We start from the raw sequence: 13,203 nt of genomic DNA, 5'->3' as shown, positions 1-13,203 counted from the left end.
CCTCTCAGTTCGCCACGCCGTCAGCGCGGTGGCGTGGCAAAGCCAGTTGCAGCAGGTTGGATTCATTGGCCTGGTCGCGGCTGACTTCGCCGCGCAGGGCGCCTTCGCACAGCACCAGGATGCGGTCGGAAATGCCCATCACTTCCATCAGATCGCTGGACACCACGATCACCGAAATACCGTCGGCGGCGAGGTTATGAATGATCTGGTAGATCTCGGCCTTGGCGCCGATGTCGATGCCACGGGTCGGTTCGTCGAGCAGCAGGACTTTCATCGGCATCGACAGCCAGCGGCCGAGAATGGCTTTCTGCTGGTTGCCGCCGGAAAGGAACTTGATCTGCTGGCCAGCGTGCGGGGTTTTCACTTTCAGGGCCTTGATCTGCTTGTCAGCGTTGCCCTTTTCCCACAAGCCGCGGATCAGGCAGCCAAGCCCGGAATGCGCACCGCGGGCACTGATGTTGATGTTCTCGGCAACGCTGGCCAGGGGGATGATCCCTTCCTTCTTGCGATCTTCCGGGCAGAGCAGAATGCCGGCGGCAATCGCATCACGCGGCGAGCGCAGTTTCAGCTCATGGCCGCGCAATTCGAGGCGGCCGGCGGTGTTGCGCTCCAGGCCGCTGAGCAGGCGAAACAGCTCGGTGCGCCCTGCCCCGACCAGCCCGAACAGGCCAAGGATTTCGCCCTTGTGCGCTTCGAAACTGATCGGCTCACGCAGGCCCGGGCCGAGCAAACCATCGACCTTCAACGCCACGGCGCCACGCGGGCGATGACGGTAATCGTAGATGTCCTGAATGTCGCGACCGACCATGCAGGTCACCAGTTGATCGTGGGTCAACTGGCTCATGTCGTCGAATGTACGTACGTAGCGGCCGTCCTTGAACACAGTGACGGCGTCGCAAATGCGGAAGACTTCTTCCATGCGATGGGAAACGTAGAGCACCACTTTGCCTTCGTCGCGCAGGCGCCCGATGATCGCCATCAAGCGATCGATCTCGCGCGCCGAGAGGCTGCTGGTCGGTTCGTCGAAAGCGATGACGTGAGCGCCGCGCGACAGCGCTTTGGCGATTTCCACCAGTTGCCGCTGACCCAGCGACAAGCGTCCGACCTTGGTTTGCGGATCGATTTCGTCCGCCAGCCCCTTCAGGCAATTCAAGGCTTTCTGGCGCAGCTCACTGCGATTGATCAGGCCGAAACTGGCCGGCAGATGGCCAAGAAACAGGTTTTCGGCCACGGTCATTTCCGGGACCAGATGCAGTTCCTGGTGAATCACCGCGACGCCGCTGCCGATGCTGTCAGCGGTGGACTTGAACGCCATCGCCTGCTCGCCGATCTGCAGCTCGCCGCTGCTTGGGATGTAAGCGCCACCGAGGATTTTCAGCAGGGTCGATTTGCCCGCGCCGTTCTCGCCCATCAAGGCATGAACCTGGCCGGGGTGGGCGACGAAGCTGATACCGTCGAGCGCTTTCACGCCGGGAAAGGTCTTGCCGATCCCGTTGAAGCGCAGGCTGCCGCTGGCGCCGTGTTGTTCTTGTGTCTGTACTTGCGCGTGCATAAAGCCACCTCTTCACACCGAAAAACGGCCCGGCTGCCCGGGCCGTCGCTGCCTCAGTTCCACAAGCCGATTTTTTCCAGCTCTTGCTTGAAGTTTTCGCGGGTGATCAGGGTGACGTCATCCATGGCGGTGTACTTCGGCGGCTCTTTGCCGGCGGTGATCCACTCGTACATCATCTCGGCGGTCTTGTAGCCTTCGATGTGCGGACTTGGCAGCATCGACCCGAAGAAGCCGCTGTTAGGCTTTTTCAACTCGCCGATGGCGTCGGTGCCGTTGATGCCGATGCCGATCACGTTGCTCGCGGCAAAACCGGCCGCTTCGGTGGCGCGCACGCCGCCGAGCACGGTGTTGTCGTTCATGCCGCCGATGATCAGGTTTTTCGCCGCGCTCGGCAGTTTCACCAGCGCCGAGTTGGTGGCGTCCATGCTGCCCGGTACGTCGAGGGTTTTCAGCGCGGCGAAGAGGATGTGATCCTCGGGCATGCCGGCCTTCTTCAGGGCATCGACCGAACCGTCGGTGCGCTTCTTGCCGGTGTCGAGTTCGTTGTAGGTGTTGACCACCGCGTAGGTGTCTTTCCATTCCCAGTTACGCTTTTTCGCTTCGGCGGCCATCGCGGCGCCCTGCTTCTGGCCGACTTCAAACGCGGCCATGCCCAGGTACGGCACGTCTTCCATGAATTTGCCGTTGGCGTCGACAAAACGGTCGTCGACGGCAATCACTTTCAGGTCATTGATCTTGGCTTTGGCCATGATGGCCGGGCCGAGGGACACGTCCGGCGGGCAGATCACAAAACCCTTGGCGCCGTTGGCGGCCAGGCTGTCGATGGCCGAAAGGGTCTTCTCGCCATCCGGTACCGCGATCTTGATCAGTTCAAAGCCTTTGTCCTTGGCGGCTTTTTCGGCAAAAGCCCATTCGGTCTGGAACCACGGTTCTTCGGCCTGCTTGACCAGAAAACCGATCTTCACCGCGTCGGCGGCGAGCAGCGCACTGCTCAGGCTGAACGCAGTGACCGCCAGGGCAGTGCTGCACAGGGTACGAATCCCGAAACGACGTTTCATCAGATGACTCCTTGTTATTTTTTTTGAGCAAGGTTTGAAAAGCGTTGAAGCGTGTTCTCAGTGAAGCTGTTTGAAAATAGTCATATCGTATGATGATTGGATTTCAAGCGTAGTTCAGCGCTGGAAATCCGTTTTATTCAGTCGTGGTACATCACCGAGCGGCCGCCATCGATGGTGATGCACGAAGCATTGATAAACGGTGCCTCATCGCTGGCCAGAAACACCGCCGTCATCGCCACTTCGATCGGCTGGCCGATGCGCTTGGGCGGGTGCAGGTCAAAGGCGCGCTGCCGCTCGGCGTGCGGATCGGCAAAGCCGTTCCAGTAGTCGACGTTCAGCTGCGTTTCGATGTAGCCCGGCGCGATGGCGTTGACGCGAATGCCTTTGGCCGCGTATTCGATGCCGAGCGCGCGGGTCAGGCCGAGCAAGCCGTGCTTGGCCACCGGGTACGGGAAGCAGCCGGGAATGATGTGGCTGGAATGGGTCGAGGCGATGTTGATGATGCTGCCCACGCCCTGCTCGATCATCTGCGGCAGCACGGCTTTGCAGCCATACCAGGCGCCGTCCAGATCGATGGCGAAGCAGCGGCGCCAGTCCTCTTCGGTCATCTGCAAAGGATCGCGGAACACATTGACCCCGGCGCAGTTGACCAGCACATCGATGCGGCCATGCAATTCCACGGCGCGTCGGGCCAGGGCATGCAGATCCTGCTGATTCGATACGTCGACCTTGAGCGCCTGCACGTCATGGCCCTGATCGCGCCAGTGAGCGGCGACCTGCTCGACCTTGTCGGCCTGGATGTCGCTGATGAGTAATCTGGCTTGCTGCGCGGCGAAGGCGGCGACAATCGCTTCGCCGATGCCCTGAGCGGCCCCGGTCAACAGCACGACCTTGTTTTTCAGACGCTCGCCTTTCGGCGGGGCCGACACTTGCGGCAATGTCAGCGCTTCAGCCATGGCTCAGGCCTCCTGCACGCAGGCGCAAAAAAACCGGCCATCGGTGGATGTCCGGTTCTGACGGCTGGGAAAAACAGACAGGCATGCGTCGTCAACGGCATTGAGCCGTGACGAAAGGCGGATCCCGCTTGCGCGGGCGACAAGAATTCGCTGCATCACTTCACCTGTTTTGTTCTTTTTAAGTGTGAGTGCGTGTTACTGCTGGAGCCGACTATAAACCCGACCGCCAAATAATCTCAATATATAATTTTGCATCCCATATTATGGGATTTAACCAGCAAAACGCGTACAGAGTTTTCCTGCAACGTCGACGCGCATGCTCAGCACCGCGCCATCCAATGGATGGTTCAGCGGACTCTTGGCGCTGGTGATGAATAAGGTTTTCAAGTCTTCGCCACCGAACACGCAACTGGTCGGGCGACTGACCGGCAGATCGATTTTGCGATCCACCTGCCCGTCCGGCGTCAGGCGCAGCAGGCAACTGCCGTCCCAGCGTGCATTCCACACGTAGCCTTCGGCGTCCATCGCCGAGCCATCGGGACCACCGTGTTGATCAGACGAGTAAAACACCTGCGGAGCATCGAGACTGCCGTCAGTGCGGATGAAATATCGATTGAGCGTGCTGTCGAGGCTTTCACCAAACAACAGCGTGGTGCCGTCGTCACTCCACAACAAGGTATTGGGAATGCCCAGACCGAGCAGCAGCGGTGTCACGCGCTGATCGGGATCGATACGGAACAGGCCTCCGGAACGGCGCACCAGCGGCAGATCCTCACCGTGCTCGCCGATGTTGTTCTGCATGGTGCCCAACCACAACCGGCCCAAGGCATCGCAACGGGCTTCGTTGGGCCGGTTGCCCGGTTGCGGGTCGGCGACACAGAACAGCGTCAAACGTGGCTCGAGGCCAGGCGAATCGAGATCGAGGCGGTAGACACCACTGGTCAATGTCACCAGCGCATCGCCGCTGGCGCAGGGAATGAAGGCGGAGATGTGCTCGGGCATCTGCCAGATCTGCACGTTCTGGCCGATCAGGCGCAACGCTTGTTTACCGGCGATATCGACCCAGTACAACGCCTGGGTCGGCGCATCCCAGAACGGGCCTTCGCCGAGTTGCGCGCGGTGTTGGGTCAGGGCGGTGCAGGTCATCTGGAATCCTTCATGTTCTTGTTGTTTCCAATGTGGGAGCGAGCCTGCTCGCGAAAGCGGCGTGTCAGTCAATGATGATGCATCTGACCTGACGCATTCGCGAGCAGGCTCGCTCCCACAGGGAATTTTCGGTCTTAGCTGGCTTTGCGGTCCGCCATGACTTTCGGGTAAAAGCGTTTTATCGCCAGATCGGCATTGTCGATCAAGGTCATGCACGCCCACACGCCACGGGTCGAATCGCGCGCGGCGATGGCATCGGCCATGTCTTTATGGATCGGCAAGGTGCGGCGCAGTTCATCGGGGTCGGCGGCGGAGACTTCGAACGACACCGCCAGCAACGCACCGAGGGCCGGGACCATTTGTTCGATGAACTGATTATGGCTGGCGGCCAGAATGCATTCGTGGAAGGCCTGGTCGGCACGGTTGTAATCAACGCCGCTGTCGACTGCACGTTCCAGCGCATTGAAAGCCAGTTGTACCGCTTCGATCTGCTCCGGTGTCGCCCGCTCACAGGCCCAGCGCACCGCCATCGGCTCAATGGTGCGGCGCAAATCCAGCAGGTCATCTACGAAGTTTTCCGGCAACCCATTGCGCGATAGCCAACCCACCACCTGCGGATCGAACAGATTCCAGCGCCGTACCGGCAACACCCGCGTGCCGACTTTCGGACCGACTTCGAGCATGCCTTTGGCGACGAGGGTTTTGATTGCTTCGCGAATCACCGTACGGCTGACACCAAGCTGCTCGCCCAGATCCGCCTCGACCTTGATGGTCTGCCCCGGCTTGACCTGACCGGCAGCAATCCAACTGCCCAGCCAGTCAACGGTCGACGCATGAAAGCTGCTGGACATGTACACCTCAAGGCGAATCGCGATGGGTACCTACGCTAATCATCATACGAATAACAGTCAATCGGATTTTTTCAGCTTGCGCAAACCATTGTGGGAGCGAGCCTGCTCGCGAAAGCGTCGTGTCAGTCAACATTGCTGGCGACTTATACAGCGCATTCGCGAGCAGGCTCGCTCCCACATTTTGATGTTGTGTCAGGGTTCCAGGCCGATGCGAAAGAACTCGCCGCCGCTCCACACGCCCAACCAGCGCTGACCATCGATCTCGCGGCTCACCGCCAGTTCCACCAACTGGTAAAACACATTGCGGTGAATCAGCGCTTCAAGGTTGCTGCGCACATGCACATAGGGCGCAGGCTCCTGAGTCTCAGGATCGATCTCGACACGCAGCGGATGCTCAGTCCCCGCTTCGGTGGTTTCCTCGACATTGGTGGTAAAGCGCAAAACCTGCGCATCACCCTCGCCTTGCACTTCCACGGCAACCGCTACGAACGGCGCGTCATCGACCTTGATCCCGACCTTCTCGACCGGGGTAATCAGGAAATAATCATCGCCGTCGCGGCGGATGATGGTGGAGAACAGTTTGACCATCGGCTTGCGCCCGATCGGTGTACCCAGGTAGTACCAGGTGCCGTCACGGGCAATGCGCATGTCGATGTCGCCGCAGAAATCCGGGTTCCACAAATGCACCGGTGGCAGGCCTTTGGTCTTGGGGATCTGCCCCAGCAGGTCATTGGCTGTTTGCGGGTCACTCATGGCGTACTCCTTGATTACTGGTCGCCGATCCCCAGCAGGCTGCGTGCGTATTGCGCCAGCGGCGGACCGATGAGGTCTTCGGGTTTGGAATCATGGAACGTCAGTAAACCGCCACGACTCTTGATCCGCGCAGTATCAATCAAATACTGGGTGCTGGTCTCGATCAACATGATCTGAATCACGCCGCCATCGATACCGAGGCGATCCACGGCTTCCTGGTCCAGCCACTCATCGGAGTTGCCGATGCGGTCGTCAGCCTTGGCGAATCGTGTGTAGAGCAGATAATGCGCGCCGGCATCACGGGCTTCACCCATGGCCTGGTCGAGGCCTTCCGGCGCACGGGCGCGGCGGACCATCGGGAAGTATTCGACAAAGCCCTTGAAGGCTTCTTCGGCGACCACGTTCGGCCGTGGATAGGAACCACCCGGTGGCGCGAACGCGCCCTGGGCGATAAAGATGAACGAGTCCGGCTGAATGCGGAGATTGTTCACCCGGCGGCTGTCGCTATGGTCCAGAAGCCCCGCATCGCTCATGTGATAGCGAGTGCCTTCGGCCATATCGCTGACATTCATGCAGCCACCAAGCGCCAAAACGGCCAGCAGCAAAACCAGGCTACGCATCCTATTCCTCCAGAAGCCGGTGTCGGAAAACCGGCGAATGGCCGTTGGATGCAGCTTTTGCGCCAGCTCGACAAATTCAGTGATAGAGGCATTCGCGAGCAGGCTCGCTCCCACAGGGAAATGCATTCCACTTGTGGGAGCGAGCCTGCTCGCGAAAGCGGTTCTTCAACCGCCAATAATCTTCATGACAGTAGCACCGCCAGAGAACGCCACCTCCTGTTTGTCACCCAACGCCTTGACCAGCAAACGTTGCAGCGCCGGCAACGCCTGATGACGCGGCTTGTCGAGCAGATCGCCGACATAGTGGCGGTTGCTCGACGACAGGCAGCCATGCAGCCAACCGGTCGATGACAGGCGCAAGCGCGAGCAGGTGCGGCAGAACGGCACGCTTTCGTTGGCGATCACCCCGAAATTGCCGCGACCGGAAATCGCATAGCGAACGGCCGTGGCGTCCACCGGTGCGTCGGTCTGGGCGTATTCATAACGTTCGCCGATCAGGCCGAGCAACTGCTCAAGGCTGACGAACTGCTGCAGGAAGGCATTGGAATCCTTGGCCAGATGGCCCATGCGCATCAGCTCGATGAAACGCAGTTCGAAGCCGCGCTCCAGACAGTAGTCGAGCAGCGGCATGACCTGATCGAGGTTCTGCCCGCGCAACGGCACCATGTTGACCTTGATCTTCATCCCGGCAGCAGCAGCCTGATCCATGCCATCGAGCACGCTGGCCAGATCGCCGCCACGGGCGATGCTGCGAAAAGCCGCGGCATCAAGGGTATCGAGGGAAACGTTGATCCGGCGCAGACCGGCATCGACCAGCAGCGGCAGTTTTTTCGCGAGGAGTTGACCATTGGTGGTCAGGCTGATGTCGTCGAGGCCCATCTGGCCGACGGCAGTCATGAACGATTCGAGTTTGGGGCTGACCAGTGGCTCGCCGCCAGTGATGCGCAGGCGCTCGATGCCGGCCGCTTCGATCAAGTATTCGACGCCGCGCGCCATGGCTTCGGCCGACAGCTCATCCTGCGCAGCGACCAACCGCTTGCCGTTGGGCACGCAGTAGGTACAGGCGTAGTTGCAGGCAGAGGTCAGGCTGATGCGCAGATTGCGAAAACGCCTGCCTTGACGGTCAACGATCATGAAACACTCCGGCGAAAGAAAATCGAGCGAGCAAAACTTGACTGAGAAATCAGGTTTTAGCAAGCCCTATGCCTGAGTATATTCCTGTGCTATTGCGCCATGTTGCTAAAACACGGCGCAATCAGCCCGCTGAATGACTTATGTGCTCGGCGTTTCCGGGTCGCGCTTGCGCTTGTTGCCCATGCGCACGCCGATGTCCATCAGGAACTGGAAGAAGCCTTCCTGATCTTCCAGCACGTTGCTCCAGAACGGCGAGTGATACAGCGCCACCGCGCCGTGCACCAACGCCCAGGATGCGCAGTAGTGGAAGTACGGCGGCACGTCTTCGAGCTTGCCTTCGCTGATGCGACCCTTGATCAGCAGGGTCAGGCGTTCGAAGTTCGAGGCACGGATCTTGTGCAGTTCCTCGACCATCTCCGGCACCTGATTGCCCTTGACCACTTTCTCTTCGAGACGGTCGAACAGGCGATAGCGCTGCGGGTCGCGCATGCGGAATTCGAAGTAGGCGCGGGACAGCGCTTCCTTGTCCTTGTCGACATCGGCCGAATGCAGCAGCTCGTTCAGATCGCGCTCGTAATCGAGCATCAGGCGCAAGTAGATCTCGGCCTTGGATTTGAAGTGCTTGTAGATCGTGCCTTTGCCGATACCCACGGCATCAGCAATCATCTCGACGGTGACACTGTCTTCACCCTGGTCGAGGAACAGCTTGAGCGCGGTATCGAGAATTTCCTGCTCGCGGCGACGAAATTCACGGACCTTACGAGGTTCTTTATGCATAAGAAAAAGGTCTGAAGGGTCAAAATTCGAAGCCGCGTATTATGCCTAACTTGCGCAAAAAAGCACGGTTCATCGACCAAATCTGTGTTTCTTGTTCATTTCGAGAACGAATCGGGTGCAATGAGAACTCAACTGAAGCAAACGTATTCCAAATTTGTTTAAAAACCCCGACCCGCTCACTGGACTGCACGCCAGACTGATCAATACTTGAACTGTCGGGCGACATCTCCCCCAAGTGTCGTGCCGGTAAAGGTACCAACGGACCGCGTGCCTTTGTTTTACTCCTAATGGTCTTAACCCGGATTCACCCCCCAGAACCCGGGTTTTTTTTGCCTGCGATTTGGCCTGCCGTCATACGGCAGATTTAACACTCGCCAGCGGGAACAAGCGCTTGAAGTTTTCCGTGGTCTGCTCGGCAAAGCGCTCGTAGTTCTCACCACGCAGCATCGCCAGAAACTCCGCGACTTCGCGCACGTACTGCGGCAGGTTCGGCTTGCCGCGATACGGAATCGGCGCCAGATACGGCGAATCGGTTTCCACCAGCAGGCGATCGGCCGGCACTTTGCTCGCCACATCGCGCAGAGCGTCGGCATTGCGGAACGTGACGATGCCCGACAGGGAAATGTAATAACCCATGTCCAGCGCTGCTTTGGCCATGTCCCAGTCTTCGGTGAAGCAATGCAACACGCCAGCCTGGGGCAGCGCCGCTTCGCGCAGCAGTTCGAGGGTGTCGGCACGGGCGCCGCGAGTGTGGATGATCACCGGCTTGCCGGTGTGCTGCGCCGCTTGCAGATGCAGGCGAAACGACTCCTGCTGCAACTCGGCAGCTTCCGGCTCGTAGTGATAGTCGAGACCGGTTTCGCCGATCGCCACCACTTTCGGGTGATCGAGTTCGTGCAGCAGCCAGTCCAGCGCCGGTGCGGCGCCCGGCTGCACATCCAGTGGATGCACGCCGACCGAGCAATCGACATCGGCATAACGCTCGGCGAGGGCTTTGACGTCGGCGGCGTTGTCGGCGCTGACGCCAATGCACAAAAAGTGTCCGACCCCGCGCTCACGGGCCGCAGCGAGTGCGGCATCCAGCGAGCCTTCATGGGCGGCGAGGTCGAGACGGTCAAGGTGACAATGGGAATCTACGAGCATAAAAAGGACTGCAACTTACATCGTATGAGTGGGACGGTCGGATTTCAGCGCTCCGGCCAGATGAGTTTCGATGCGACTGCGCGCGGTGTCGTCGCCGTCGTTGAATTGCACACCGACACCGGCGGCGCGATTGCCTTGTGCGCCTTTGGGGGTGATCCAGGCGACTTTGCCGGCGACCGGAATTTTTTCCGCTTCATCCATCAGGTGCAACAGCATGAACACCTCGTCGCCCAACCGGTAGCTTTTGTTGGTCGGGATGAACAGTCCGCCATTCTTGATGAACGGCATGTAGGCGGCGTAGAGCACCGACTTGTCCTTGATGGTCAGGGACAAGATGCCGTTACGCGGCCCCGGGCTGACAGGTTCAATCATGTTCACCTCCACTGCTGATCTTCAGAGTCTAGGTACACATTCTTATCTTTGACCAGGCAATCCCACCCATTGCACCAACAATGCTTCCAGCAACAGGGCCGGATTGAGGTTGGCCTTGCTCAGCACTTTCTGTCGCTGGGCGAGAATCCAGTCTTGAATATCCAGCACTTTACCCTGCGGGCTTTTCTGGGCCAGGTACTGCACGACCTTGCGCATATCGGCCAGGCCGAGGCCGGCTTCGTCCTGAGTCAGTTGATAGCGCAAGATCAGGCTCGACCAGTCGCAGAACCAGTCGAACAGACGCAGCATCGGAATGCTTTTCCACTCTTCCGCCAGTTGCGTCGGCGATTGCTGGCCCTTGAGCAACTTCTTCACGCCTTCGACCACTTGTGCACGTTGTTCACGCACACCTTGCGATTGCAGGATGACCGCCATCAGTGGCGACCCGGCGGCGAGGGTCAGCAGTTCGACGCGCTCTTCCTCCGCGCAATCCGGCAGCGCCTGGGCCAGCCATTGCAGGCTCATCGCCTCGCCCGGCAGCGGGCAGGCCTGCTGCACGCAACGGCTCTTGATGGTTGGCAACAAACGGCTCGGCTGATGGCTGACCAATAGCAGCACGGTATCGCCGGACGGCTCTTCAAGGCTTTTGAGCAAGGCGTTGGCAGCGTTGATGTTCATCGACTCGACCGGCTCGATCAACACCACTTTGCGCCCGCCGAGCTGCGCGGTCTGCACGATGAAACTGACCAGATCACGAACCTGATCGACCTTGATCGCCTTGTCCGCCTCTTCCGGCTCCAGGATGTAATTGTCCGGATGACTGCCGGCCTTGAGCAGCAAGCAGGATTTGCACTCGCCGCACGCCTCAGGCGTAGGGCGCTGACACAGCAGGCTGGCCATCAAGCGCTCGGCCAGCGCACGCTTGCCGATCCCGGCCGGACCGTGGAGCAGGTACGCGTGAGCATGCTGACTGCGGCCGGCCAGTTGCTGCCAGAGGCTGTCCTGCCATGGATAGGCCTCAGCCACGGGCCAGCTCCAGCAAATTCGGTAGCAAGGTGTCCAGCGATTGCTGGACCTTGGCTAATGGCTGACCGGCATCGATGCGCACGTAGCGCGACGGGTCGGCTTCGGCGCGTTTCAGGAACGCATTGCGCACGTTCTCGAAAAACGCCCGGCCTTCGAGTTCGAAACGGTCCAGGCGACCACGGGCACTGGCGCGGGCCAGGCCGATTTCAACGGGCAGGTCGAAAATCAAGGTCAGATCGGGCCGCAAGTCGCCCTGCACGAAAGTTTCCAGCGTAGCAATGCGCTCCAGTGACAAACCACGACCGCCGCCCTGATAGGCGTATGTCGAGTCGGTGAAACGATCACACAGCACCACAGCGCCACGGGCCAGCGCCGGGCGAATCACCTCGGCCAGATGCTGGGCGCGCGCGGCGAACATCAGCAACAGCTCGGCGTCCGGGTGCATCACTTCGTCGGCCGGGGTCAGCAGGACATCACGAATCCGTTCGGCCAGCGGTGTACCGCCGGGCTCACGGGTGAGCAGCACTTCGATACCGGCGGCGCGCAGGCGCTCGGCGAGGTATTCGCGATTGGTGCTCTTGCCCGCGCCTTCCGGGCCTTCCAGGGTAATAAACAAGCCAGTCACAGGCAGTCCTTCATCAAAGTCATTGCGCGTTCTGCGGTGCAGCGGCGTCCGGTTCCGGGGCTGGCGCAGGTTCTTGCGGCGGCACTTGCGGCAGCGCCTCGGGCGCGGTGTTCGGCGAGGCCGCCGGAATCGCCTCATCGGTGGCCGGCGCGGTTACTGGTGCCGGGCTGGAACGGTAATCGGCGCGGCGCTTGAGCTGGTATTCACGCACTGCGTTGTTGTGCGCATCCAGATCATCGGAGAACACATGGCTGCCATCGCCACGGGCGACGAAATACAGGCTGCTGCCCTCCACCGGGTTGAGCGCAGCATGAATCGCTTCGCGTCCGACCATCGCAATCGGCGTCGGTGGCAAACCGGGAATCACATAGGTGTTATAGGGTGTCGGTTCTTTCAGATGCGCGCGGGTCAGCTTGCCGGTGTAGCGATCGCCGAGGCCATAGATCACCGTCGGATCCGTCTGCAACTGCATGCCCAACGCCATGCGCCGCACAAACACCCCGGCAATCTGCCCACGCTCCTGCGGAACACCGGTCTCTTTCTCGACCAGCGAGGCCATGATCAGCGCTTGATAAGGTTCGCTGTAAGGCACATCGGCAGAACGCTGCGCCCACTCTTTGGCGAGCACTTCATCGAGACGATCAAAGGCCTTTTTCAGCAGCTCGGCATCGGACATGCCGCGCACGAAACGATAGGTGTCCGGGAAGAACCGGCCTTCAGGGAACAACCCTTTGTGGCCGATCTTCGCCATCACATCGCTGTCGCTCAGGCCGGTGAGGGTCTGCTCGAGCTTGTCGTCCTTGGCCAGGGCGGCGCGCACTTGATGGAAAGTCCAGCCTTCGACCAGGGTCAGGCTGTACTGAACCACGTCGCCGCGCTTCCACGAATCGATCAGACCGTTGACGGTCATGCCCGGCTGCATGCGGTATTCGCCGCTGTGAATCGGTGTGCCGGCGAGATTGAAGCGCCAGTAGACGCGCAGCCAGAACGCGTCCTTGATGACGCCATCGGTTTCGAGTTCAAGGAAGGTACGGGTCGGTGTAGAGCCTTTCGGCACATCCAGCAGTTGTTCCTGCGGAATGTTCAGGGGCTGTTCCAGCGCCGAATGAATTTTCCAGGCGCTGGCGCCCAACAGCAGCCCTGCCAGAACCAGTCCGGTTTCCAGCAGCAGCAAAAGTTTACGTCTCACG

Annotated in this window: 14 protein-coding genes; all 14 read right to left on the bottom strand. The window is 60.0% G+C overall.

Annotated elements, in window-relative coordinates:
• Positions 1-4: 4 nt before the first annotated feature.
• The gene (gene araG / locus ASG55_RS16385) at positions 5-1,552 is read right to left on the bottom strand and encodes an L-arabinose ABC transporter ATP-binding protein AraG (protein WP_041479431.1); all 1,548 of its coding nucleotides are present in this window, start codon (positions 1,550-1,552) and stop codon (positions 5-7) included.
• A 53-nt stretch (positions 1,553-1,605) separates the two neighbouring features.
• Positions 1,606-2,610 (bottom strand): substrate-binding domain-containing protein, encoded by a 1,005-nt coding sequence (locus tag ASG55_RS16380; protein ID WP_056788271.1) that lies wholly within the window; start codon positions 2,608-2,610, stop codon positions 1,606-1,608.
• Between the two features lie 137 nt (positions 2,611-2,747).
• The gene (locus ASG55_RS16375) at positions 2,748-3,566 is read right to left on the bottom strand and encodes an SDR family oxidoreductase (RefSeq protein WP_056788270.1); all 819 of its coding nucleotides are present in this window, start codon (positions 3,564-3,566) and stop codon (positions 2,748-2,750) included.
• Between the two features lie 270 nt (positions 3,567-3,836).
• The gene (locus ASG55_RS16370) at positions 3,837-4,712 is read right to left on the bottom strand and encodes an SMP-30/gluconolactonase/LRE family protein (protein WP_056788268.1); all 876 of its coding nucleotides are present in this window, start codon (positions 4,710-4,712) and stop codon (positions 3,837-3,839) included.
• Between the two features lie 134 nt (positions 4,713-4,846).
• Positions 4,847-5,563 (bottom strand): FadR/GntR family transcriptional regulator, encoded by a 717-nt coding sequence (locus tag ASG55_RS16365; RefSeq protein WP_041479437.1) that lies wholly within the window; start codon positions 5,561-5,563, stop codon positions 4,847-4,849.
• Between the two features lie 192 nt (positions 5,564-5,755).
• Positions 5,756-6,316, bottom strand: coding sequence for a DUF1285 domain-containing protein (locus tag ASG55_RS16360; RefSeq protein WP_056788265.1), 561 nt, complete (start codon positions 6,314-6,316; stop codon positions 5,756-5,758).
• A gap of 14 nt (positions 6,317-6,330) precedes the next feature.
• Positions 6,331-6,936 carry a DUF4823 domain-containing protein gene (locus ASG55_RS16355; RefSeq protein ID WP_016770979.1) on the bottom strand — a complete coding sequence of 202 codons (606 nt, stop codon included), beginning with the start codon at positions 6,934-6,936 and terminating at the stop codon, positions 6,331-6,333.
• A gap of 165 nt (positions 6,937-7,101) precedes the next feature.
• Entirely contained in the window at positions 7,102-8,070 is a 969-nt protein-coding gene (locus ASG55_RS16350) for a GTP 3',8-cyclase MoaA (RefSeq protein WP_056788262.1), read from the bottom strand.
• A gap of 138 nt (positions 8,071-8,208) precedes the next feature.
• Positions 8,209-8,847, bottom strand: a complete 639-nt coding sequence (locus tag ASG55_RS16345; RefSeq protein ID WP_016770981.1) for a TetR/AcrR family transcriptional regulator — start codon at positions 8,845-8,847, stop codon at positions 8,209-8,211.
• 351 nt (positions 8,848-9,198) lie between these two features.
• A complete protein-coding gene (locus ASG55_RS16340) occupies positions 9,199-9,990 on the bottom strand; it encodes a TatD family hydrolase (RefSeq protein ID WP_056788260.1) in 792 nt (263 codons plus the stop codon).
• 15 nt (positions 9,991-10,005) lie between these two features.
• Entirely contained in the window at positions 10,006-10,362 is a 357-nt protein-coding gene (locus tag ASG55_RS16335; RefSeq protein ID WP_016770983.1) for a PilZ domain-containing protein, read from the bottom strand.
• A gap of 42 nt (positions 10,363-10,404) precedes the next feature.
• The gene (locus ASG55_RS16330; RefSeq protein ID WP_056788257.1) at positions 10,405-11,388 is read right to left on the bottom strand and encodes a DNA polymerase III subunit delta'; all 984 of its coding nucleotides are present in this window, start codon (positions 11,386-11,388) and stop codon (positions 10,405-10,407) included.
• Complete coding sequence (gene tmk / locus ASG55_RS16325) at positions 11,381-12,013, bottom strand: dTMP kinase (RefSeq protein ID WP_056788253.1); 633 nt, start codon at positions 12,011-12,013, stop codon at positions 11,381-11,383. Before tmk ends, ASG55_RS16330 begins: the two co-directional genes overlap by 8 nt.
• 19 nt (positions 12,014-12,032) lie before the next feature.
• A complete protein-coding gene (gene mltG / locus ASG55_RS16320) occupies positions 12,033-13,202 on the bottom strand; it encodes an endolytic transglycosylase MltG (protein ID WP_056788250.1) in 1,170 nt (389 codons plus the stop codon).
• Between the last annotated feature and the right edge of the window lies 1 nt (position 13,203).

Source organism: Pseudomonas sp. Leaf434 (genome assembly GCF_001425545.1).
Lineage (GTDB): Bacteria > Pseudomonadota > Gammaproteobacteria > Pseudomonadales > Pseudomonadaceae > Aquipseudomonas > Aquipseudomonas siliginis.
This window is presented reverse-complemented; position numbering and strand designations above follow the sequence as displayed.

Bases quoted from the DNA above. Each gene is read 5' to 3' on its own strand.
- araG (WP_041479431.1), bottom strand. From the start codon at position 1,552: ATGCACGCGCAAGTACAGACACAAGAACAACACGGCGCCAGCGGCAGC.
- ASG55_RS16380 (WP_056788271.1), bottom strand. From the start codon at position 2,610: ATGAAACGTCGTTTCGGGATTCGTACCCTGTGCAGCACTGCCCTGGCG.
- ASG55_RS16375 (WP_056788270.1), bottom strand. From the start codon at position 3,566: ATGGCTGAAGCGCTGACATTGCCGCAAGTGTCGGCCCCGCCGAAAGGC.
- ASG55_RS16370 (WP_056788268.1), bottom strand. From the start codon at position 4,712: ATGACCTGCACCGCCCTGACCCAACACCGCGCGCAACTCGGCGAAGGC.
- ASG55_RS16365 (WP_041479437.1), bottom strand. From the start codon at position 5,563: ATGTCCAGCAGCTTTCATGCGTCGACCGTTGACTGGCTGGGCAGTTGG.
- ASG55_RS16360 (WP_056788265.1), bottom strand. From the start codon at position 6,316: ATGAGTGACCCGCAAACAGCCAATGACCTGCTGGGGCAGATCCCCAAG.
- ASG55_RS16355 (WP_016770979.1), bottom strand. From the start codon at position 6,936: ATGCGTAGCCTGGTTTTGCTGCTGGCCGTTTTGGCGCTTGGTGGCTGC.
- ASG55_RS16350 (WP_056788262.1), bottom strand. From the start codon at position 8,070: ATGATCGTTGACCGTCAAGGCAGGCGTTTTCGCAATCTGCGCATCAGC.
- ASG55_RS16345 (WP_016770981.1), bottom strand. From the start codon at position 8,847: ATGCATAAAGAACCTCGTAAGGTCCGTGAATTTCGTCGCCGCGAGCAG.
- ASG55_RS16340 (WP_056788260.1), bottom strand. From the start codon at position 9,990: ATGCTCGTAGATTCCCATTGTCACCTTGACCGTCTCGACCTCGCCGCC.
- ASG55_RS16335 (WP_016770983.1), bottom strand. From the start codon at position 10,362: ATGATTGAACCTGTCAGCCCGGGGCCGCGTAACGGCATCTTGTCCCTG.